Annotated in this window: 15 protein-coding genes and 1 tRNA gene; 6 read left to right on the top strand and 10 right to left on the bottom strand. The window is 61.0% G+C overall.

The window, feature by feature from the left end:
* Window positions 1-12: 12 nt before the first annotated feature.
* Window positions 13-2,499 (bottom strand): ABC transporter permease, encoded by a 2,487-nt coding sequence (locus IE079_RS05220; RefSeq protein ID WP_189573867.1) that lies wholly within the window; start codon window positions 2,497-2,499, stop codon window positions 13-15.
* Window positions 2,499-3,218, bottom strand: coding sequence for an ABC transporter ATP-binding protein (locus tag IE079_RS05215; RefSeq protein WP_189573864.1), 720 nt, complete (start codon window positions 3,216-3,218; stop codon window positions 2,499-2,501). The genes IE079_RS05220 and IE079_RS05215 overlap by 1 nt, the downstream gene beginning before the upstream one ends.
* Before the next feature lie 67 nt (window positions 3,219-3,285).
* Here IE079_RS05215 and IE079_RS05210 point away from each other — a divergent pair, with 67 nt between their 5' ends.
* Window positions 3,286-3,963, top strand: coding sequence for an arylesterase (locus IE079_RS05210; RefSeq protein WP_189573861.1), 678 nt, complete (start codon window positions 3,286-3,288; stop codon window positions 3,961-3,963).
* 24 nt (window positions 3,964-3,987) lie between these two features.
* Here the strand turns inward: IE079_RS05210 and IE079_RS05205 are convergent, their stop codons facing one another.
* Entirely contained in the window at window positions 3,988-4,998 is a 1,011-nt protein-coding gene (locus IE079_RS05205; RefSeq protein WP_189573859.1) for a YheT family hydrolase, read from the bottom strand.
* A gap of 82 nt (window positions 4,999-5,080) precedes the next feature.
* On the opposite strand from IE079_RS05205, the gene IE079_RS05200 reads away from it, so the two are divergent.
* Window positions 5,081-5,156: transfer RNA gene (locus tag IE079_RS05200), tRNA-Asn, on the top strand.
* Between the two features lie 106 nt (window positions 5,157-5,262).
* On the opposite strand, the gene IE079_RS05195 is transcribed toward IE079_RS05200, so the two are convergent.
* Window positions 5,263-6,558, bottom strand: coding sequence for a M18 family aminopeptidase (locus tag IE079_RS05195; protein ID WP_189573857.1), 1,296 nt, complete (start codon window positions 6,556-6,558; stop codon window positions 5,263-5,265).
* 620 nt (window positions 6,559-7,178) lie between these two features.
* On the opposite strand from IE079_RS05195, the gene IE079_RS05190 reads away from it, so the two are divergent.
* Window positions 7,179-7,721 (top strand): hypothetical protein, encoded by a 543-nt coding sequence (locus tag IE079_RS05190; RefSeq protein WP_189573855.1) that lies wholly within the window; start codon window positions 7,179-7,181, stop codon window positions 7,719-7,721.
* 6 nt (window positions 7,722-7,727) lie between these two features.
* On the opposite strand, the gene rlmKL is transcribed toward IE079_RS05190, so the two are convergent.
* Window positions 7,728-9,905, bottom strand: coding sequence for a bifunctional 23S rRNA (guanine(2069)-N(7))-methyltransferase RlmK/23S rRNA (guanine(2445)-N(2))-methyltransferase RlmL (gene rlmKL / locus IE079_RS05185; RefSeq protein WP_189573853.1), 2,178 nt, complete (start codon window positions 9,903-9,905; stop codon window positions 7,728-7,730).
* 330 nt (window positions 9,906-10,235) lie between these two features.
* Here rlmKL and rmf point away from each other — a divergent pair, with 330 nt between their 5' ends.
* Window positions 10,236-10,448, top strand: coding sequence for a ribosome modulation factor (gene rmf, locus IE079_RS05180; protein ID WP_189573825.1), 213 nt, complete (start codon window positions 10,236-10,238; stop codon window positions 10,446-10,448).
* A 283-nt stretch (window positions 10,449-10,731) separates the two neighbouring features.
* On the opposite strand, the gene IE079_RS05175 is transcribed toward rmf, so the two are convergent.
* Entirely contained in the window at window positions 10,732-11,805 is a 1,074-nt protein-coding gene (locus IE079_RS05175; RefSeq protein WP_189573822.1) for a quinone-dependent dihydroorotate dehydrogenase, read from the bottom strand.
* Window positions 11,806-12,249: 444 nt separating this feature from the next.
* Here IE079_RS05175 and IE079_RS05170 point away from each other — a divergent pair, with 444 nt between their 5' ends.
* On the top strand, window positions 12,250-13,395 hold the full coding sequence (locus IE079_RS05170; RefSeq protein ID WP_189573818.1) for a cation diffusion facilitator family transporter: 1,146 nt from the start codon (window positions 12,250-12,252) through the stop codon (window positions 13,393-13,395).
* Window positions 13,396-13,399: 4 nt separating this feature from the next.
* Here IE079_RS05170 and IE079_RS05165 read toward each other — a convergent pair whose 3' ends face one another.
* Window positions 13,400-14,893: a RimK family ATP-grasp domain-containing protein gene (locus tag IE079_RS05165; protein ID WP_189574682.1), complete on the bottom strand. Its 1,494-nt coding sequence runs from the start codon at window positions 14,891-14,893 to the stop codon at window positions 13,400-13,402.
* A 191-nt stretch (window positions 14,894-15,084) separates the two neighbouring features.
* On the opposite strand from IE079_RS05165, the gene rimI reads away from it, so the two are divergent.
* Window positions 15,085-16,218 carry a ribosomal protein S18-alanine N-acetyltransferase gene (gene rimI / locus IE079_RS05160; RefSeq protein WP_189573816.1) on the top strand — a complete coding sequence of 378 codons (1,134 nt, stop codon included), beginning with the start codon at window positions 15,085-15,087 and terminating at the stop codon, window positions 16,216-16,218.
* Here rimI and IE079_RS05155 read toward each other — a convergent pair.
* From IE079_RS05155 to uvrB, 3 genes are all read right to left on the bottom strand, one after another.
* The gene (locus IE079_RS05155; protein WP_189573812.1) at window positions 16,215-17,231 is read right to left on the bottom strand and encodes a peptidoglycan -binding protein; all 1,017 of its coding nucleotides are present in this window, start codon (window positions 17,229-17,231) and stop codon (window positions 16,215-16,217) included. The genes rimI and IE079_RS05155 overlap by 4 nt on opposite strands.
* A gap of 27 nt (window positions 17,232-17,258) precedes the next feature.
* Window positions 17,259-18,065: a hypothetical protein gene (locus IE079_RS05150; protein WP_227712327.1), complete on the bottom strand. Its 807-nt coding sequence runs from the start codon at window positions 18,063-18,065 to the stop codon at window positions 17,259-17,261.
* A 114-nt stretch (window positions 18,066-18,179) separates the two neighbouring features.
* Window positions 18,180-20,207, bottom strand: a complete 2,028-nt coding sequence (gene uvrB / locus IE079_RS05145; RefSeq protein ID WP_189573809.1) for an excinuclease ABC subunit UvrB — start codon at window positions 20,205-20,207, stop codon at window positions 18,180-18,182.
* Window positions 20,208-20,322 lie beyond the last annotated feature (115 nt).

The following is a 20,322-nucleotide window of genomic DNA, read 5'->3' as shown; positions in this document are numbered from 1 at the left end:
GACGGGACACTGTTACTCCAGCCGCCGCAGCAACAACATCGGGCTGACCTGCAGCACCGGCCGTAGTTGCCAACGCCCCAGGATTGCCAGCACCACGGCGCTGATCAGGGGGATTGGCAGCGCCACCTGCCAGTGCCAGCGAAAGTCACCGCCGAACATCCGGTACTGCAGGGCCCATACCGCGGTTTCGGCCGCCATCACCCCCAGGATGCCCGCGAACAGACCGGCGAGACCAAATTCCAGCATGGTGCTGCGAACCAGCAACGACTGTCGCCCGCCGAGGGTACGGAGCAGCGCGCCCTCCCGCTGACGGTCCTGCAGAGTGGCACTGACCACCGCAGCCATCACCACCAGCGAGGCCGCCAGGATCAGCGCCAGTATGGCCTCGATGGCCTGGGTTACCTGCCGCACGATCTGCTGTATACGTTCGATGATATGGTCCACCTCCAGCAGGGACACCGTCGGGAACTGCCGGGTAAAGTCGTTCAGGGCTGACTTCTGCGACGGTGGCAGGTAGAAGCTTGTTATCCAGGTAGCTGGCAGACCCTCCAGAGCGCCCCCGGGCGGGAATGCCATATAGAAGTTGGGCTTCATGCTCTCCCACTGCACGGTGCGGATGCTGGTGATGGGCTCGGCGATGGTTTCCGATCCCACCGTAAAGCCCAGCACATCGCCCACTTCCACACCCAGCTCCGATGCGAGTTCCGCCTCTACCGAGACACCGTCTGTTTGCTGGTCATTGCGCCAGGCACCTTCCACAACCCGGTTGTCCTCCGGCATTTCATCCATCCACGTCAGGTTCAGCTCGCGGTTGAGGGCGTTGACGCTGTCATCCTTGCTTACCACCTGGCGCACGGGCTCGCCATTGATTTCCGTGAGGCGGCCCCGGACCATGGGATACAGGGTGTCCAGCTCCTGGCCCCGTTCTCCCCAGAACGACTCCACCTCATCCACGGCGTCCGGGGCAATATTGATCAGGAAATGGTTGGGAGTCTGTTCCGGCAACTGCGCCTGCCAGTCCGCCAGCAGCGAAGAGCGCACCAGAATCAGGGTACTGGCCAGCATCAGCGTCATGGCGAACACGGCGATCTGGGCCAGGGTCGAGCGACGATGGCGATAAAGTCCCACCAGCGCCAGCCGCCAGGCATTGCCGCCTCCTTTTACCCGGCGCAGACTCATGACCATCACCCAGCCCAACAGGGCCAGGATGCCCAACAAAGCCACCAGCCCGCCGATCAGCGACAACACCAGCATGACCTCGCGGGCGTATAGCCAGACCAGACCGAAAATGGCGACCACGGCGATGGCAATGTCCACCCAGGCCCGACCATCGGACTCACCCGGCTGACTCCGCAACACCCGCATGGCGGGCACATGCCGCAAGCGGCGGATGGGCGGATAGGCGAAGGCAAACAGCGACACCACGGCCGTGGCCAGTGCCGGCGCCAGGGCCGGTACATCCACGGTAAAGGGCACATCCTGCTCAAGCACCCTGGCCATCAGGTTGTTGAGGAAAGCATACACCGGCAGCGCCACCAGCAGGCCTCCGAGCGTGCCAACTATGCCCCAGACCAGCAGCCGCCCCAGGTACATGCGGCCAATGTGCCGCCCCGGAAGCCCCAGGGTTTTCAATAGCGCGACCGTGTCGCGCTGGCCCACAGCATACTGCCGGCTGGCCACCGCCACGGCGACCGACGCCAGCAGGACCGCGATACTGCCCCCGAGCAGCAGGAATCGCTCAGCGCGTTCCAGCGAGTCAGACAAGGTGGCACCGTCCCGGATGCTCTCCCATTCGTGGGAGGGCCCGAGACGGGGCTGTAGCCACTGGTAATAGCCTTCCAGCGCCGACTCATCACCGGCGAACAGGTTAACGTACTCCACCCGGCTGCCTTCCTGGATCACGCCAGTGGCCGGCACGTCGTCCGCGTGCATCATCACGCGGGGTGCCAGAGCACTCATGTTGAAACCACCGTCCGGCTCCCGCAGCAACAGCCCGGATACGGTCAGGGTGAGGTTGCCAACCTCGACGCTGTCACCCACTTCCAGCTCCAGCAGGCGCATCAGCCGTGGATTCACCCAGACCTCGCCCGGGCCCGGCCCGCTCTCCAGTTGTTGCCGCTCTCCATCGGCCGTCTTCTGGACTTCAACCTGGCCTCGCAGCGGGTAGGCATCACTGACTGCCTTGATGGAGACCAGCTGAAAGCGGTTGCCGCCGCTGAGCATGGTGGAAAACTCCACCATCCTGGCGGTTCCCAACCCCCGGGAACGGGCCTCCTGGCGCCATTCGGCGGGGATTGGCTCACCGTGCTCCGCTTCCAGCTGGCGATCCCCCGCCAGGAATGAACTGGCAGACGTGATCAGCGTGCGCTGCAGCTGGCTGGCAAACAGCGCGATAATGGCAACCGTTGCAACGGCAATCACCAGGGCACTGAGCACTACTTTGACATCCCGCTGGCGCCAGTCCCGCGCCACCGAACCGATGGATTTTCTGACAGACATCAGGCTGACACCTCCTGCCCGGTATCCAGATGCCCGGCTTCAATGGTCAGACGGCGCTGACAACGGGCCGCCAGGGTCTCGTCATGGCTGACCATGACCAGTGTGGTGCCCTGCTCCCGGTTCAGTGCCATCAGCAGGTCCTGAATCTCCTGGCCGGTCTGGTTGTCCAGGTTGCCGGTGGGTTCGTCGGCAAACAGGATCACCGGCTCGCAGGCAAAGGCCCGGGCAATGGCCACCCGCTGCTGTTCGCCGCCGGACAACTGGCGGGGCGTGTGCGTCAGCCGGTCACCCAGACCCACCCGTTCCAGCAGTTCCCGGGCGCGGGCTGCGGGATCGTCAAAATCCGCCAGCTCCAGGGGCAGCATCACATTCTCCAGTGCCGTCAGCGCCGGCAGAAGCTGGAACGACTGGAACACAAATCCGACCCGGCGGGCCCGCATGGCCGCTCGGTCATCCTCACTGAGGCGGCTGATGGCCCTGCCTTCCAGTACCACTTCGCCCTCTGTAGGCGTATCCAGGCCGGCCAGCAGACCCAGCAGCGTGGTCTTGCCGGAGCCGGAGCGACCGACAATCGCCACGGATTCACCACGCTTGATTTCAAGGGTGACCCCTTGCAGGATGGTGAGCGTATCTCTACCCAGGTCAACACGCTGGGTCAGGTTGCTTGCCGTCAGGATGACTTCGGAAGGCTGGCTGTATCGGCTGGAAAGGTCGGTCACGAGTACTCCGGGAACTGTTTTGGTGTTTGCCCCTCTTACCCTGCATTTGCCGAAGAAAGGACGTTCAATGTTCGCTAAGCCTATTGGTACGGTATTTTCCGGCCAGAGATCAACGGTTTTCGTTTTCTGGCTATTAGCTATCCTGGCCGTCGCCCTGCCCGCTGGCGCCACCGCCAATACCCTGCTGGTGATGGGCGATAGCCTCAGCGCCGCTTACGGTGTCGAAACCGACACCGCCTGGGTGAACCTGCTCCGCAAACGCCTGGACGAAAAGGGCCGTGACAACTGGCAGGTGGTCAACGCAAGTATCAGCGGCGAGACCACCGATGGCGGCGTCCGCCGTCTGCCGGACCTGCTGGACAAGCACCAGCCGGACATTGTCATTATCGAGCTGGGAGGCAACGATGGTCTGCGGGGCTTCCAGCCGCCAGTCATCCGCGACAACCTGTCGGCCATGATCGAGGCATCCAAGAATGCCGGTGCCCGGGTGTTACTGGTGGGCATGCAGATTCCGCCCAATTACGGCCCCCGCTATACCCGTCTGTTCGCTGACATGTACCCGGAGCTGTCCGACCAGTATGACACCGCCCTGGTTCCCTTCTTCCTGGACGGCATCTACAACGGTGACAACCTGATGCAGAACGATGGCATCCATCCTACCGGAGAAGCACAGCCCCGGCTGCTGGATAATGTGTGGCCCCACCTGGAACCACTGCTGGAAGAAACCACTGCAGCCAGCCGGTAACCGTTAATTTCGGGTAAGTTGGATTCAGTCAGCCAGCGGCCGCAGGAAATCCACCGCTCGCTGCTCCGACCAGTACCAGCCATCCCGATGATGCTGCACGAAGCCGACATGCCCGCCGTGCCGGGGGACCTCCAGTGCGGTAAAGGGGCCCAGCACCTCGCGGGAGGTGGGGAAGCAGTCCGCCGACAGAAACGGATCGTCGGCGGCGTTAACCACCAGCGCCGGAACCCGGATATGTTTCAGGCGATACAGCGAGGACGCCCTGCACCAGTAATCCCGGGCGCTCTCGAAACCATGCAGGGGTGCCGTGTAGCGTTCGTCGAACTGGTGGAAATTACGAATATCGTCATACCCGTCCATAGAGATCTGGTCCGGGAAACGCTGCGCCTTTTCAGCCATTTTCGGCTTCAGGTCATTAATGAACCGTGACATATACAGACGACGGCTGGGCCTGGCCAGCACATCGGCCCCCCCGGCCAGGTCACAAGGCACGGAGAAGGTCACCGCACCGGCGATGCGGCTGTCCACTTGCTCGCCCTGTTCACCCAGGTACTGCAGGGTCAGGTTTCCGCCCATGCTGAACCCGGCAAGGGCCACGGCGCCGTAGCCCTGAGCCAGGCCGTGCCGCACCACAACCCCGAGATCGCCTGTGGCGCCACTGTGGTAGAAGCGCGGCTGATGATTCATCACCCCGCCACAGGAGCGGAAATTCCAGGCCAGCACATCCCAGCCCTCGGACAACAGCGCCCGTGCCAGCCCCAGTACGTAAGGCCTGCGGCTGTGACCCTCAAGCCCGTGGGAAATCACCACCAGCCGGTCGGACCCCTGGCGATACCAGTCCAGCCAGAGTTCATCATCGTCCGGTGTCGGTATGGACTCGACCAACGGATCACGCAACGCCACCCGCCGAAACAGGCTCGGCCAGATGGACTGGGCGTGACCACTTCTGAGCCACAATGGTGCCCGATAGGAAGCCACCGGTGATGGCTCAGTGAAGGCCGTTTCGTCGCTGTCAGAGACCGCTGATTCAGACATGGATACTTTTTCGATTCCTGTGTTTTCAGGGGCTTGACCCCACCCCCCAAAGCCCTTAATATGCGCGCCATCTCGACGCCAATCCCCGATAGCTCAGTTGGTAGAGCAACGGACTGTTAATCCGTTTGTCGCTGGTTCGAGCCCAGCTCGGGGAGCCATATTCAGGAAAGCCGCCGCCTTTTACAAGGTTGGCGGCTTTTTTTATGTCCGGACTACCCGCTATCAGCCCATAGCAGAACCGGGGCTATCGCAGGGTGCCCGGACTCAGTTCACCTCCGGCCAGCCCATAAAGGCCGTGAGCACCTGGTACAGCGTATAGCCGTCCCGGGTGCCGCACAGCTCACGGATGGAGTGCATACCCAGCTGGGGCACGCCAATATCGAGGGTGGTCACACCCAGATTACCAGCGGTGATGGGTCCGATCGTGCTGCCACAGCCCATGTCGCTGCGCACCACAAAGGTCTGGTGAGGCACACCCAGTTCGTCGCTGATATGACGATACAGTGCCGCCGAGCGGCTGTTGGTGGCGTAGCGCTGGTTGTGGTTTACCTTGATCACCGGGCCCTGGTTCAACAGCGGGCCATGGTTCTCGTCATGGCGGTCGATGTAATTCGGGTGCACCCCATGGGCGTTGTCGGCTGAAATCATCATGGACCGGGCAATCACCCGGCTACGATTCTCCGGCCCGCACCAACGATCGAGCACCGACGACAGGAATGGCCCCTGAGCACCTTCCGCCGACATGCTGCCCACTTCTTCGTGATCGTTACAGACCAGCAGCGCGGGCTCGTCACCTGAGGCTTCCAGCAGGGCCTGCACGCCAATGTGACAGCTCAGCAGGTTATCCAGCCGGGCGGAGGTAATAAACTCATCCCGCAGACCTGACAGGCTGGCCGGCTGAACATCGTAGAAACTGAGCTCGTAACCCAGAATCTTGCCGATCTTCTGCTCCGGATGCTCCTGTTTGACCTGTGCTTCCAGCAGCTCGGTAAAAGCCGTCTTGTCATCCTCAGGCGCCTGCATCAGCACCGGTGGCAGATCCGTCTGGGCATTGATGGTGCGATTGCTGTTGGCCTCCCGGTCCAGGTGAATAGCCAGACTGGGGATAAAGGCAACCGGCCGCCGGAAGTCCACCAGGCAGTCCTGCACCCGGCCCTGCTTGTCCAGCAGCGTGACCCGACCAGCCAGAGACAGATCACGGTCGAACCAGGGGTTAAGCAGCACCCCACCGTAGACTTCCACGCCTACCTGATAAAAGCCCTTGCGGCGCATTTCGGGGTTGGGCTTCACCTTCAGGCAGGGGCTGTCCGTATGGGCCCCGGCCATGCGAATGCCGGCCTCCAGGGGCGAGCGTTTGCCGGTACGGAAGGCCACAATGGATGAGCCATTACGAATCACGTAGTAGCCCTGCCCCTGCTTGAGATCCCACTCTTCTCGCTCGTCCAGCGCCTGAAACCCGGCCTTGTCCAGTGTTCTGGCCATGTTCCGGGTGGCATGCCAGGGTGTTGGCGAAGTGGAGAGGAAGTCGAGCAAATTCTGGTTGAAGCTGGTGTGTTCCATAGGTTCTTAAAGACTCGTAGCGGGAATTCAGTTGGCCGAAGTATCGCACGAGAACCGGTGCCCTCTCTACCGAGGGCTTTAGCGTATCCCGAGTCCCGAAAATGTCAGAGGACCTGAGGGGGCAGACAATGTTCGAGTTATCACAAAGTCTGGGGGCGCAGGTGGCGGGACGATTTTTCGAGACCTTCAAAAACAGGGGTGGAACGCGAGAGCGTTTCACGGGCTGGCCACGGATGGCCAGCCCTGGACCTTTACGGCGACGCAGGAGCAATAAGCCGTAAAGGTTTTTGAAGAGCCTACACGGAGGTATTCACGGCGTGTCCCGGAAAATTATACCGGCTCCAGGCCCAATGCACCCAATCATCAGTCTTGAGTTAGAGTGGGTTTCCAAGGAACTTCCGCTCTATGCTTCCCTGTCGGCCCGCTATTGGGTAGCCTTTCCCCGGACACGCCCCGCAAGTACGTCCAAGGCCGATTTTTGCTCCTGCAAAATCGGCATTCCCGCCTTCCATGGCGGTCATAGAGCTCGACGATCCGAGTACGGCGACCGATACCCCACTTCAACTCTCGTGTAGAATTCTCGTCCAGAGTCGCTGATTTTTTAATACTTAGGAGACTGTATGCCGCAGGGCATCCCCAACTTTCTCGATATCGAGTTCTTCCAGAACGACGAGCTGTTCTTCCCCACGGCTATCGCCTGGAGCCTCGAAGATGGCCGCATGAAAACCGTGGTGATTGAACCGGACGAAAGCTGGCTACCCCAGGACGCCGAACTGGCCGATGACGAGCTTCTCTATCTGCGGGAACAGGGCGTGCCGCTGATCGAACTCGCGCGGGCGCTGCACGAAGACCTGCCCGACAAGACCGTCTACACCGACGGCCTCGATCCCGATGAAACCCTCGTCGACCTCATCTTCGATGCCATCCAGATGCCCGTGCCCTTTGAACTGGCCCCCGTGGAAGAACTGATCCCCGGCATCGACCGGGAAACCCTGGAAGACCAGCGCAGGGACCTCATGTTCGAACAAAGCCTGGAACCCCAGCTGCCGGAAAACGGCGTCTACGCCCTGCTCCTGCTGGCGCAACAGGAAGGGCTTGTGGAGGCACAGGAGCACCCTCCCGAAAATGACGGCGATGGCAGCATAGACGAAGAAGAGTGGTAAAGCCGGTCAGGCCTTGTGCTGGATATGCCAGCACTGGTGTATCCGGCTGTTACGCTGAAAATCCCGGTCCAGCGTTGACGCCGTGACGTCCTCCAGCTCATAGAGCTCGCCCAGATCCTCATCCAGCTTGAAACGACGGAAATTGGTGGAAAAAATCAGCAAGCCGTCACCGGTCAGCCTCGCCATCGCCTGACGGATCAGCATGCCGTGGTCCCGCTGGACATCCAGCACGCCCCGCATCCGCGCCGAGTTGGAAAACGTTGGCGGGTCCATGAAAATCAGATCGAAACGCTGGTCCGCCGACGGTTTGTCCGCCAGCCACTTCACGCAATCGGCCGGCTCTACACGGTGCCTGTCCGGATCAGCGCCGTTCAGCGCCAGATTGTCCCGGGCCCATTCCACGTAAGTGTTGGACATGTCCAGGCTCAGCGAACGGCTGGCGCCCCCGGCTACTGCCTGCACCGTGGCCGCGCCGGTATAGCAGAACAGGTTCAGGAAGCGCTTGTTGCGGGCATGGTCGCGAATCCAGCGACGAACCGGGCGGTGGTCCAGAAACAGGCCGGTGTCCAGATAGTCCCGCAGGTTCACCTTCAGGCGGCTGCCCAGCTCATCCACCTCCATGAACTCGCCACTGGCATCCTGCTTCTCGTACTGGCGGGTGCCAGTCTGGCGCTGACGCTGTTTGCAGATCACCCGGTCCACCGGCACACCCAGCACCTCCGGAATGACCGCCATGGCCTCCGACAGACGCTCCTGCGCACTCTTCTCATCGATGGATTTCGGCGCCGCATACTCCTGCACGTGCACATGGTCGCCATAGACATCGATGGCCAGGGCAAACTCCGGCATGTCCGCATCATAAAGCCGGTAACACTGGATGTTCTGCTTGCGGGCCCATTGGCCCAGGGTTTTCAGGTTCTTTTTCAGCCGGTTCTCCAGCATCTGCGCCCGCTCCGGGTGGCTGATCTTCGCCCGAACCTCTCCCGGAGGCGTCACATCCCTGGGTCGTACCGTATTGTCGTCATTGATCTCAAACAACAACAGCTGGGCCGGCAGCTTGCCGTTGAAGAGACGGTACTGGCGGTGACTGCGCAGGCCGATGGCGTGGCCCAGTTCCGGCACGCCGGTAAATACCCCCAGGCGCCAGCCAGGCAGATGTTCACGGACACGCTCCCCCAGTTGCTGGTAGAGCACACCCAGTTCCTTGCGGTCGCTCAGGCGCTCACCGTAGGGCGGATTGACCAGCACCAGCCCTTCGTTGCCCCACTCGTTGTCACGGTGGAAATCCTCCACCGGTCGCGCTTCTACATGCACCAGCCCCTCCAGCCCGGCGCGGGCGATGTTGCGCCAGGCGGTAGCGATCACCCGACTGTCCTGGTCATAACCGGTAAAGCGGGGAAGCCGGCCCTGCTTGCCTTCCCAGGCCCGGCGTTCCGCCTCTTGACGCAGTTCCAGCCAGAGCTCCGGCTGGTGCCCCAGCCAGCGCTCGAAGCCAAATCGCGGGCGTAACCGGCCAGGCGCCTGGTCCAGGGCCATCAGGGCGGCTTCGATCACCAGCGTGCCTGAGCCACACATGGGGTCGATAAAATCACCGCCATTATCCGCGATCTTCGGCCATCCGGACCGCAACAGCAGCGCCGACGCCAGGTTCTCGCGCACTGGGGCAATACCCTTCTCGGTCCGGTAGCCCCGCATGTGAAGACTGTCGCCGCTCAGGTCGATGGCCAGCTCCATCTGCCCCCGATGCAGGCGTGCTGACAGGGTGATATCCGGGTCCTTCGAATCCACGCTGGGGCGGACGGTGCCCTTGCCCCGCAACCGGTCGACCACGGCGTCCTTCACTTTCTGGCCGCCATACTGGGTATTGCGGATCAGTTCATTGGTGCCGGCGAACATCACCCGGAACTTGCCGTCCACTTTCAGATGATCTTCCCAGGGAATATCGTAGACGCCCTGATACAGGGCTTCGTTGGAGCGCGCATCCACGGTTGCCAGGTGCAAAAGCACCCGGTTCGCCAGGCGCGACCACAGACAGGCGCGATAGCCCTCTGCCAGGCCGCCCTGCACCCACACGCCGGCGGGCGCTGTCTTCAGGGGCTTCAGGCCAAAAGACTCCAGTTCATCCTGCAGGAGACCGTCGATCCCCCGGGGACAGGTTACGAAATACTCATAGTGCTCAGCCACGGAAACCTCCGGAAAGTCGACCCGGCGCCAGCGCGCCTGTTTTCAAGGTAGCGCATGGTAACCGACAGCGGGTTATTTCACATAAACATAAAGATCGGGTCATATAGATGAAATAAATACTGTACTCGGTTGCCGCATTCGTCATAGGGTGTAATTGACGCGTCAAACAAGGGGAAAACCGAAAGGGTTCCCCGTCTCAGGATCCTGACTGTCAGTGCGGGACCGAAAGCCCACAAATCAACAATGATTTGTTTTTAAAGGGGTTTCGAAAGCCAGCAACGACAGACGTGTACACGCTTGTTCTGTAAATCCATGTAGGTGAGGAACAGCATGAAAAGACAGAAAAGAGACATGTACGCTCGCGCATTCAAGCGGGGATATCAGGCCGGCGTGTCCGGTAAATCCAAGGACAGCTGCCCGCTGGATCAGCCAGAATCCCGACAGGAGTGGCTCAATGGCTGGCGGGAAGGACGCACCGACAACTGGGAGGGCATGACCGGCGTTTCCGGTATTCACAGGCTCGCCGCCAACGGAACGACCTGAAGGTTACCCTGATCAGAAATACCCCGCGTGCTCCGGGCTGGAAGAGTGTCTCTACTGGACGTTTTTTCGAGCAACACCAGAGACAAGCCGCTTTCAGGCGGACACAAAACCAGAACTTCCAGGGTCGTCGACGAGACGACGAAAACATATTGAAAATCTGGCTTTAGTACAGGGGCGCACCGGCTCCCCTCCAACAAACGCCGGAAACTCAAATCGGGTCCACCCGACCCGAAAATAGAAAGCCGTTATGTCGCCACGGGGTTTATTCCCCGCACGGGCCCGCTCAGCGGGCCCTTTCTTTTTCTGCTCCCTGCCTGATCCCTTCTCGGCTCGCCTGATCACGCAGCACCCGGATTGCTTCCACGGCTTCCCCGATCAGTCCGGGACCACGGTAGATGAAGCCGGTATAGATCTGAACCAGCTTTGCTCCAGCACGGATCTTCTCGGCCGCACTCTCACCGTCACTGATCCCTCCTACGCCGATGATGGGGATGTCCTCGCCCAGCTCCTGATAAAGCCCCCGGATAACCCTCAGTGAGGCCTCACGCACCGGTTTCCCACTGAGCCCACCGGCTTGTTCGCCATGGGGATGCCCCTTGACCAGGTCCCGGGAAACCGTGGTGTTGGTGGCGACTACGCCGTCGATTCCGGCCTCCCGCAGAGCGTTGGCAACAAACACGATTTCCTGGTCGTCCATGTCCGGTGCAATTTTCACCGCCACCGGAACATAGCGGCCGCTTTGGCCATGCAGATTCCGTTGCTCCTGCTTGATAGCCTCCAGAAGCCGTTTCAGGGAGTCACCAAACTGCAGGTCCCTCAGCCCCGGTGTGTTGGGCGAGGATACATTAACGGTAATATAGTCGGCGTGGTCATAGACCCCGGCAATGCCCTTACGGTAGTCGGCCTCCGCCTCTTCCGCCGGCGTTATCTTGTTCTTGCCCACGTTGATGCCCAGCACACCGGAATAGCGACGGTTCGCCACTTTACCGACCAGATGGTCAAGGCCCTCGTTGTTGAAGCCCATACGATTGATGATGGCCTCGTGCTCCGGCAGCCGGAACATGCGCGGTGCCGGATTGCCCGGTTGCGGCTGTGGCGTCACCGTGCCCACCTCGATAAAGCCGAAGCCCAGGGCACCCAGCCCCTGCAGGTGGTCGGCGTTCTTGTCGAGCCCTGCCGCCAGGCCCACCGGGTTGGGGAAGTCCAGCCCCATTACGTTTACCGGCAGATCCGCGGGGGGCGGAACCAGTGGCTTCAGCAGCCCACTGCCCGCCGCCAGATCAAGACCGGTCAGGGCAACCCGATGGGCGGTTTCCGGTGGCAAAGCGAACAGTATCTTGCGAAGTAGCGTATACATTTGTGATCCTGAATGTACCTGGCGTCGTCAAAAACAACCAAAGAGCGTGAACAGCTGGAAACCTCCGGTACTATTTCGCGCCCCAAAAACGAGCTGCGAGTATAGCGGAACTTTTCCACAGTCGCTTCTGTTGCATACTGGTGTCACCTAAATGACTGTATGGTGAAGGTCTTGTGACCTTTTCCACGATTTCTGTGGATAACCCTGTTGAAAATCCCCTTTCAACCGATCAGATCCCTTGGCTCAAGCCGCCCCCTGCAAATTGATCATTTTTTGTACAGTTATATTTGTCTTTATTTTCAGTTATTTATAGATGTCAAAGCAAAAAACAGACGGTTAGGCTAAGATTTCGTCATGCACTGGTAACGCCCACCTCTTGTGCATAAAACAAACACAGGTCTGTGATCCGGAACACATTGCCGGGACCCTTTTACAGGAGTTTACATGTCGTCCAGCCACCAGCATCGACTCGATGGGGAATTCCGCGCCGCCTCCCGCGTCACCATTATCGGCATGGTACTGGATGCGGTGCTGGGACTGCTGAAATGCATCGGTGGCTGGCTGTTTCATTCCCAGGCCCTGTTTGTGGATGGTATCCACTCATTTACCGACGTGGCGTCCGACCTGGTGGTGCTGGCGGTAATGAAGGTGTCCCGGCGTGAACCGGATTCGGACCACCCCTATGGGCACCAGCGCTTCGAAACCCTCGGCACCATGATTCTTGGCAGCTTCCTGATTGCCATCGGCGGGGCGCTGGCTTGGGATAACCTCTGGCGGATCATTGCCTCCGGAGAACTGGCCGTTCCGGGCTGGCCGGTACTGGTCGTTGCCCTGCTATCGGTGGCAAGCAAGGAATGGATCTTCCGCTACACCAGAAAGGTGGGTGAACGTATCCGCTCCGATCTTATTATCGCCAATGCCTGGCACAGTCGCACGGATGCATTTTCCTCCATTGTTGTGCTGGTTGGCGCGGTCGGTGCGATGGCAGGCTTCCCATGGCTGGATGCGGTGGCCGCGGTGATCATTGCCGTCATCATTGCCCATGTCGGCTTTCAGTTTGCCTGGAGCAGTGTGCGGGAACTGGTGGACACCGGGCTCTCGAACGAGGATACCCATCGCCTGAGGGCCGTCGCTTGCGGTACCGAGGGGGTTCGCGATGTGCATGACCTTCGCAGCCGCCGGATGGGCAGTGACATCCTGGTGGACATACATCTGGTGGTGAAACCGGAAATCAGCGTATCGGAAGGCCACCAGATCGGTATGCAGGTTGTTCGTCGCCTGCGCGAGGCACAACCACAGATCCGCGATATCAACTTCCATATCGATGCCGAAAACGACCAGCAGGGCATCATCACCAGCGAGCAGCTGCCAGCCCGCCGCGAAGTCCACGAGCTGTTCCGCGAGCATCTGCCGGAACTGGCCCGGGTCCGGCATCACCTGCGCCTTCACTACCTGGACAACCAGCTCTATGTGGAGATTTTCGTTGACGAGCCAGGGCACGCGATCCCCTCCCACGACGTTGTCATGGACAGGCTCGGGCACCCATCCTGGCTGGCGAGCCTGAAACTCTGGCAACCGGTTGGAAAATGATAGCCTAACGCCGCTTCGCCTCCATCAGGGTCAGGAATTCCTGCATCACCAGGGTGTAGAGTTCCCCACCCAGGAAACGATCCTCAACACCGGAATCAATACTGGGGTTGTCGTTCACCTCGATCACCGCCACGCGATTGCCCGACTGCTTGATGTCCACGCCATACAGGCCGTTACCGATCAGCCGGGTGGCGTTCAGCGCCGCCTGCACCACATTGCGGGGCACCTCGTAGGTGGGCAGGGTATCAAAGTCGCCGCTGTCCACCTGCCTGGCCTCGCCATGCTGGTAGATCTGCCAGTGCCCTTTCACCATGTAGTACTTGCAGGCGTAGATCGCCCGCCCACCGAGCACCCCGATGCGCCAGTCGTAATCGGTGTACAGGTATTCCTGGGCCAGCACCAGGGCAGACTGGCGAAACAGGGTTTTCAGGGCTTCCTTCAACTCCTTTTCGTCCTTCGCTTTTAGCACGCCCCGGGAAAAAGCGCCGTCGGGGATTTTCACCACTGCGGGAAAACCAAGCTGCTCGACTACCTGAGCCACAGCATCCTTCTGGTCCTTCGACAGGATCAGTGTCTTCGGCGTCGGTACCCGGTTGGTCCGCAGCAGGTCCGCGAGGAACACCTTGTTGGTGCAACGCAGGATCGACACCGGGTCATCAATCACCACCAGACCTTCCGCTTCCGCCTTGCGGGCAAAGCGATAGGTGTGATGATCGATCGCCGTGGTTTCCCGGATGAACAGGCCATCATACTCCGGCAGGCGCATGTAGTCCCGGCGTCCGATCTGTTCCACATTGATGCCCAGCTTGCGCCCGGCCTTTTCGAAACGCGCCAGTGCCACCTGGTCGCTGGGTGGCATTTCTTCCTCCGGGTTGACCAACATGGCCAGATCAAACCGGTAGCGGCGACGGGTCCGGGGTTTGCGCCAGACCACACTGCTGAACCTGTCCAGAGCAGCGGCAAACAGGTCCTGCTGCGGCTCCGTCAGGTCAGCCGGTGCCGCCGGTTTCATGGACTCGATCTGCCAGCCCTTGCCCCGGCGGTGGCGGAATTCCACCGACAGGATCGGACAGGGAAAGCGATCGAACAGCGCCCGGGCCACGGGCTTGAGTTCCGGCACCTCCGCCTGCCCGAAAAACGTACTGACCCGGATGCTGCGACCACCCTTGCTGCCGGTTTCCACCGGCGCGGCGCCATCCAGCCACTGGATCACCGACGGGTCCAGCTCCTCCAGCTGCAGCGAGAACAGCCCCTTGCGCCCCAGGTCATTGAGCGTCATCACCGAAGGCACGACATGGTGACCGCGGGCCTCCGCCAGCAGTGAACAGTAATATCCCCGGCTCAGGTAGCGGGCGCTCTGACACAGATTGATCACCCGTACCCGGCTGTGGGCCGGGGCGGAAAACTGCAGGTACTGATCGAAGGTCAGCAGATCCTCGCTGGGATAATAGGGTGCCCAGTCCCGGGCATGGTCAACCACAAGCAGCAGACGTGACATGAAGGCCCTCCGGCCAAACAGGGTGACCGGCCACAGACTTGCCGGAATCGCGCTACAGTATAGCCAGACAAAGCGGACCACAATTGCCACCATGTGCGTGATTTTACGCATGGGCGAACGCTATTCCCGGGCGTTGCCGTGGCCCATAATCGTCGCGCCACCACCATCCACAGTCCGAGCTGTTAACCGATATGGCTGACCTGACCTTTCGCAACGCCACCCTGGCCGATACCGATGCCCTGGTAAGCCTTGAAAACCGATGCTTCGACGACGACCGTATCTCCCGTCGCAGTTTCCGGCGGTTCATCGACATGCCCCGGGACCGGGTCATCCTGGCGGAGGCCGAAGGCGAACTGGTGGGTTACAGCCTGGTGCTGATGAAGGCGAATACCCGCCTGGCGCGGATCTACTCCATCGCCGTGGCACCGGAAATGCGTGGCCGTGGTCTGGGCGAGGCCCTGATCCACGAATCGGAACAGCAGGCGGCGGAGGCAGACCGGATCATCATGCGGCTGGAAGTGCGTACCGACAACCACGGCGCCATTGCGCTGTATCGTCGGCTGGGCTACCGGGAGTTCGGTACCCTGCGGGACTATTACGAGGATCATGCCGATGCCCTGCGGTTCGAGCGGCGCATCCTGTTTTACGAGCCTCAGGGGCGGTTTCCTGAAGTGCCCTACTACCCCCAGACCACGGATTTCACCTGCGGGCCGGCGTCACTGATCATGGCCATGGCGGCAGTGCACGACGGGCAACCGATGACCACGCTGGAAGAACTGCGAATGTGGCGGGAAGCCACCACCATTTTCATGCTCGCCGGGCACGGGGGCTGTGGCCCCCACGGGCTGGCGCTGGCCGCCTGGAAGCGCGGCTTCGAGGCCATCGCCTGGGTCAGCCAGGAGGGCCCGCTGTTCCGGGAAACCGTCCGCAGCAACGACAAGAAACGGGTACTGGAGCTTGTGCACGAAGGGTTCCTGCAGGATATCGGCGAGACTGGCATCGAACTGCACCATGACCCCCTGACCCTGGAAGAGCTCGAGCGGGCGCTGCTCAGGGGGCAGGTACCGGTGATCCTGATCAGCACCTGGCAGCTCAACCGCAGCCGCGTGCCTCACTGGGTCACGGTCTGTGCCGTGGACGACCAGTTCGTGTACCTCCACGACCCCGAGGTGGACGTGGAGGACGGCGAGACCATTGCCGACAAGCAGTATGTGCCGGTGGACCGCAAGGTGTTCGACCGCATGTCCCGGTACGGGCGCAATCAGCCGCTACAAGCGGCGGTGATTGTCGGCCCGAAAAGAACCGCCCAGGAGGTTGCGCGTTAGCGGTCGGTCAGCTTGATCTCGATACGACGGTTCTTCCTCAGGGCCTCCTCGGAGGAACCCTCGGCCACCGGGAAAAACTCACCGAACCCGGCCGCTGCCATGCGGTCTTGCGGGACACCCTGCTCCGCCAGGTAACGTACCACCGCCACGGCACGGGCCGTGGACAGCTCCCAGTTGGAAGGGAAGGCCGGTGTATTGATGGGAATACGGTCGGTATGGCCATCGATCCGCAGGATCCAGTCGATGTCGTCCGGAATCTTTTCCACGACCTCCAGCAGCACCTGAGCCAGTTTGTCCAGTTCCTGCTGACCGGATGGTCCGAGACTGGCGGACCCGGAGGCAAACAGCAGTTCCGAGGGCAGCAGGAAGCGATCCCCCACCACCCGGATATTTTCGTTATCCTGCAGAATTTCCCGCAGACGACCAAAGAACTCGGACTGATACTGTTGTAACTGGTTAACCCGCTCCGCCAGCAGGGTATTGAGCCGTCGGCCGACTTCCTCCAGCTCCGCCTCTTTTTCTGCGGTCAGTTCTTCCTGAAGCTCCAGCGCTGCGGTGATTTGCCGAAGCTGGGTCTGCAACGCGCCGATACGATCCGACAATTGCTGCAGCAGCGCGCGCTGACTGGCCGCCAGGCGCTCTTCCTGGTCCAGAGCCGCCTCCAGGTCATTCTGCCGGCCCATGGCCTGCTCCCGGGTTTCTTCCAGCTCCACCTCCAACTGATCATTCAGCGCCAGGGATTCGCCAAGCTGCTGCTGGACCCGCTGCATTTCCTGTGTCAGGGCGTCGTTGCGGTCTTCTTCCAGACCAAGCATGGCGGAAATCTCCGCCAGCCGGCTATTGAGACGGGCAAGCTCCGAGTCCCTGTCCGACAGGGTCTGGGACAGGTAAAGCTGGCTGACCACGTACACCAGCAACATGAAGATGACCAGCATCAACAGCGCCGACAGGGCGTCCACGAAGCCCGGCCAGATGTTGATGGGCGAACGGGCGCGGCGGCGAGAGCCGATCATGGCGCGTTGCTCCCGGAAGCCACCATATTATTGCTCCCTGTCGGACAACTGGTCTTTGAGGTCCTGGTTCTCTGCCAACACCCGCCGGAGTTCCTCGCGCTGGGCCGCGCTGCTCTCATCGCCACCGTCTGCGGCATCCACCAGGTTGGTAACACCGGTGAGCCACTCTTCCAGACTGTCATAGAAGCGGTTCTGGGCGTGGCCGGCCTGTATATCCAGGAAGCCGAGAATGAGTGAACCGCCCAGCCCGAGCAGGGAGGAACTGAAGGCGGTGCCCATGCCTTGCAGCGGCTCCAGCAGACCGGCCTGCAGATCCCCGAAGACCTTTCCGAAGTCCTCCTGCCCCATGTCCAGCCCGGTGATCACGGCGCCCACGGCGTTGATGGTGCCAAGCAGGCCCCAGAAAGTACCCAGCAGGCCCAGGAACACCAGCAGGCTGATGAAATAACGGGTGATTTCCCGCTGCTCGTCCATGCGGCTATGGATGCCATCGAGCACCGTTCGCAATGACATGGTGGACAGGGTGAACTGGTCTCGCTTGGCGTCCTCCCCCAGCTGCCGGGCCAGGGGCTTGAGCAGGCGGGGCTCCTCAAGCACGGAAAGTCCGGAGTGGCCGGTGCGGAACTGGGCCACCCAGCGCAGCTCCGGCCGCAGCACCAGCACCTGTCGGTAGGTCAATACGATACCGATCAGCAGTACCAGTACAATCAACAGGTTGAATACCCAGTTGGCCATAAAGGCCGTCTGCAGTGGCCGGTAGAGCGCGGCACAAACCGCCACTACCACTGCCAGGAACAGGGTCATCCAGAAAAGCGTGCGCTTGAGGTTACTCATGGTCTTCCGTCTGGCTGTTTGAGGGATCAGGGAAGTCAGCCCATGACATGCTGCCGGGGCTGTCATTCAAGACTGACAAGTGATTGACAGGAATGCAAGATTACGATGGCGCCATTATCCCAGGCGCACCGCTGCCTCCTTGAGTTCGGAAATTTCATCCCGAAGCCGGGCGGCGGCCTCGAAGTCCAGATCAGAGGCAGCCTTGTACATGTCGTCCTCCAGCCGGGTAATTTCCTTGAGCAGTTCCTCGGGCGATCGGCCCTTGGCCTTGACCTGATAGTGTTCCGCCTCTTCGGCGGCTTTCTGGCCCGGTCTTTCGGCGCGACGACGGCCGCGGCCGCCACCCTGGGCACCCTCCATGATATCGGCGATCTTCTTGTTCAGACCCTGGGGCGTAATGCCGTGTTCCTCGTTGAACTCCTGCTGCTTGGCGCGACGGCGGGCGGTTTCGTCGATCGCCTTCTGCATGGAGCCGGTAATTACATCGCCATAGAGGATGGCCTTGCCGTGTATGTTTCGGGCGGCCCGGCCTATGGTCTGGATCAGGGACCGTTCGGACCGCAGGAAGCCTTCCTTGTCCGCATCCAGAATGGTCACCAGGGAGACCTCTGGCATGTCCAGTCCTTCCCGCAGCAGGTTAATACCCACCAGCACATCGAACTCGCCCCGGCGCAGGTCGCGGATGATCTCCACCCGCTCGACGGTGTCGATGTCCGAATGCAGGTAGCGAACCCGCACGTCGTGCTCCATCAGGAAATCGGTGAGGTCCTCCGCCATGCGTTTGGTCAGCGTGGTGACCAGCACCCGCTCGTTGACCGCCACCCGGTCGTGAATCTCGCCCAGCAGGTCGTCCACCTGATTGGAGGCAGGACGAACCTCGATTTCCGGATCCAGCAGCCCGGTGGGACGCACTACCTGCTCCACGACCTGGCCGGCGTGTTCTGCTTCGTATTTCGATGGCGTTGCCGACACAAAGATCATCTGGGGGGCAATCCGCTCCCACTCGTCAAAACGCATGGGCCGGTTATCCAGCGCCGATGGCAGCCGGAAGCCGTACTCTACCAGAGTTTCCTTGCGGGAGCGGTCACCCTTGTACATGGCACCGATCTGGGGAATGGTCACGTGGGACTCATCCACCACCAGCAGCGCGTCAGGGGGAATGTAGTCAAACAGCGTAGGCGGCGCCTCCCCGGGATTCCGCCCCGACAGGTAGCGGCTGTAGTTCTCGATGCCGTTGCAGTAGCCCAGTTCCAGCATCATCTCGATGTCGTAGCGGGTGCGCTCTTCCAGTCGCTGGGCTTCCACCAGGCGGTTGTTGTCCCGCAGTTGCTTGAGGCGCTCGTCCAGCTCCACCTTGATGTGCTCGATGGCCCCGAGCACGGTTTCCCGGGGCGTTACGTAGTGGGTCTTGGGGTAGATGGTGACGCGGGGCACCCGTCGCAGTACTTCCCCGGTCAGCGGATCGAAGTAACTGAGGTTTTCCACCTCGTCATCGAACAGTTCGATACGGATGGCCTCCTTCTCGGATTCCGCCGGGAACACGTCGATCACGTCCCCCCGCACCCGGTAGTTGGCCCGGTGGAACTCCACGTCGTTGCGGGTATATTGCAGTTCCGCCAGACGATGGAGGATGGTGCGCTGGTCGACCTCGTCGCCACGATCCAGGTGCAGCATCATCTTGAGATAGGACTGGGGATCACCCAGGCCGTAGATGGAGGACACCGTGGCCACGATAATGGCATCGTCCCGCTCCAGCAGCGCCTTGGTGGCGGACAGCCGCATCTGTTCGATGTGTTCGTTCACCGAGGCGTCCTTCTCAATGAAGGTATCGGAGGACGGCACATAGGCTTCCGGCTGGTAATAGTCGTAGTAGGAGACAAAATACTCCACGGCATTGTCCGGGAAAAACTCCCGGAACTCCCCGTAAAGCTGCGCCGCCAGGGTCTTGTTATGAGCCATCACGATGGTGGGGCGCTGGATTCTCTCCACCGTCTTGGCAACGGTGAACGTCTTGCCGGATCCCGTTACCCCGAGCAGGGTCTGGTGGGCCAGCCCCGACTCGATACCATCCACCAGCCCCTCAATCGCGGCAGGCTGATCGCCGGCTGGCTGATAGGGAGAATCCACTCTGAACCTGGGCACTGAATTACCTCCACCCTCGCGGGAAACTTATCGTTGCCAAACTCTCATGGTAACATCCATGGGTTAAACAGCTCGTGTAAGCGGAGTAAGGCCCGCTTACCACCGCTGCAGCCCT

The sequence above is a fragment of the Marinobacter zhanjiangensis genome, assembly GCF_014651935.1.
Taxonomy (GTDB): domain Bacteria; phylum Pseudomonadota; class Gammaproteobacteria; order Pseudomonadales; family Oleiphilaceae; genus Marinobacter; species Marinobacter zhanjiangensis.
The sequence above is the reverse complement of the archived record's forward strand: the minus strand, read 5'-3'. Positions and strand labels throughout refer to the sequence as shown.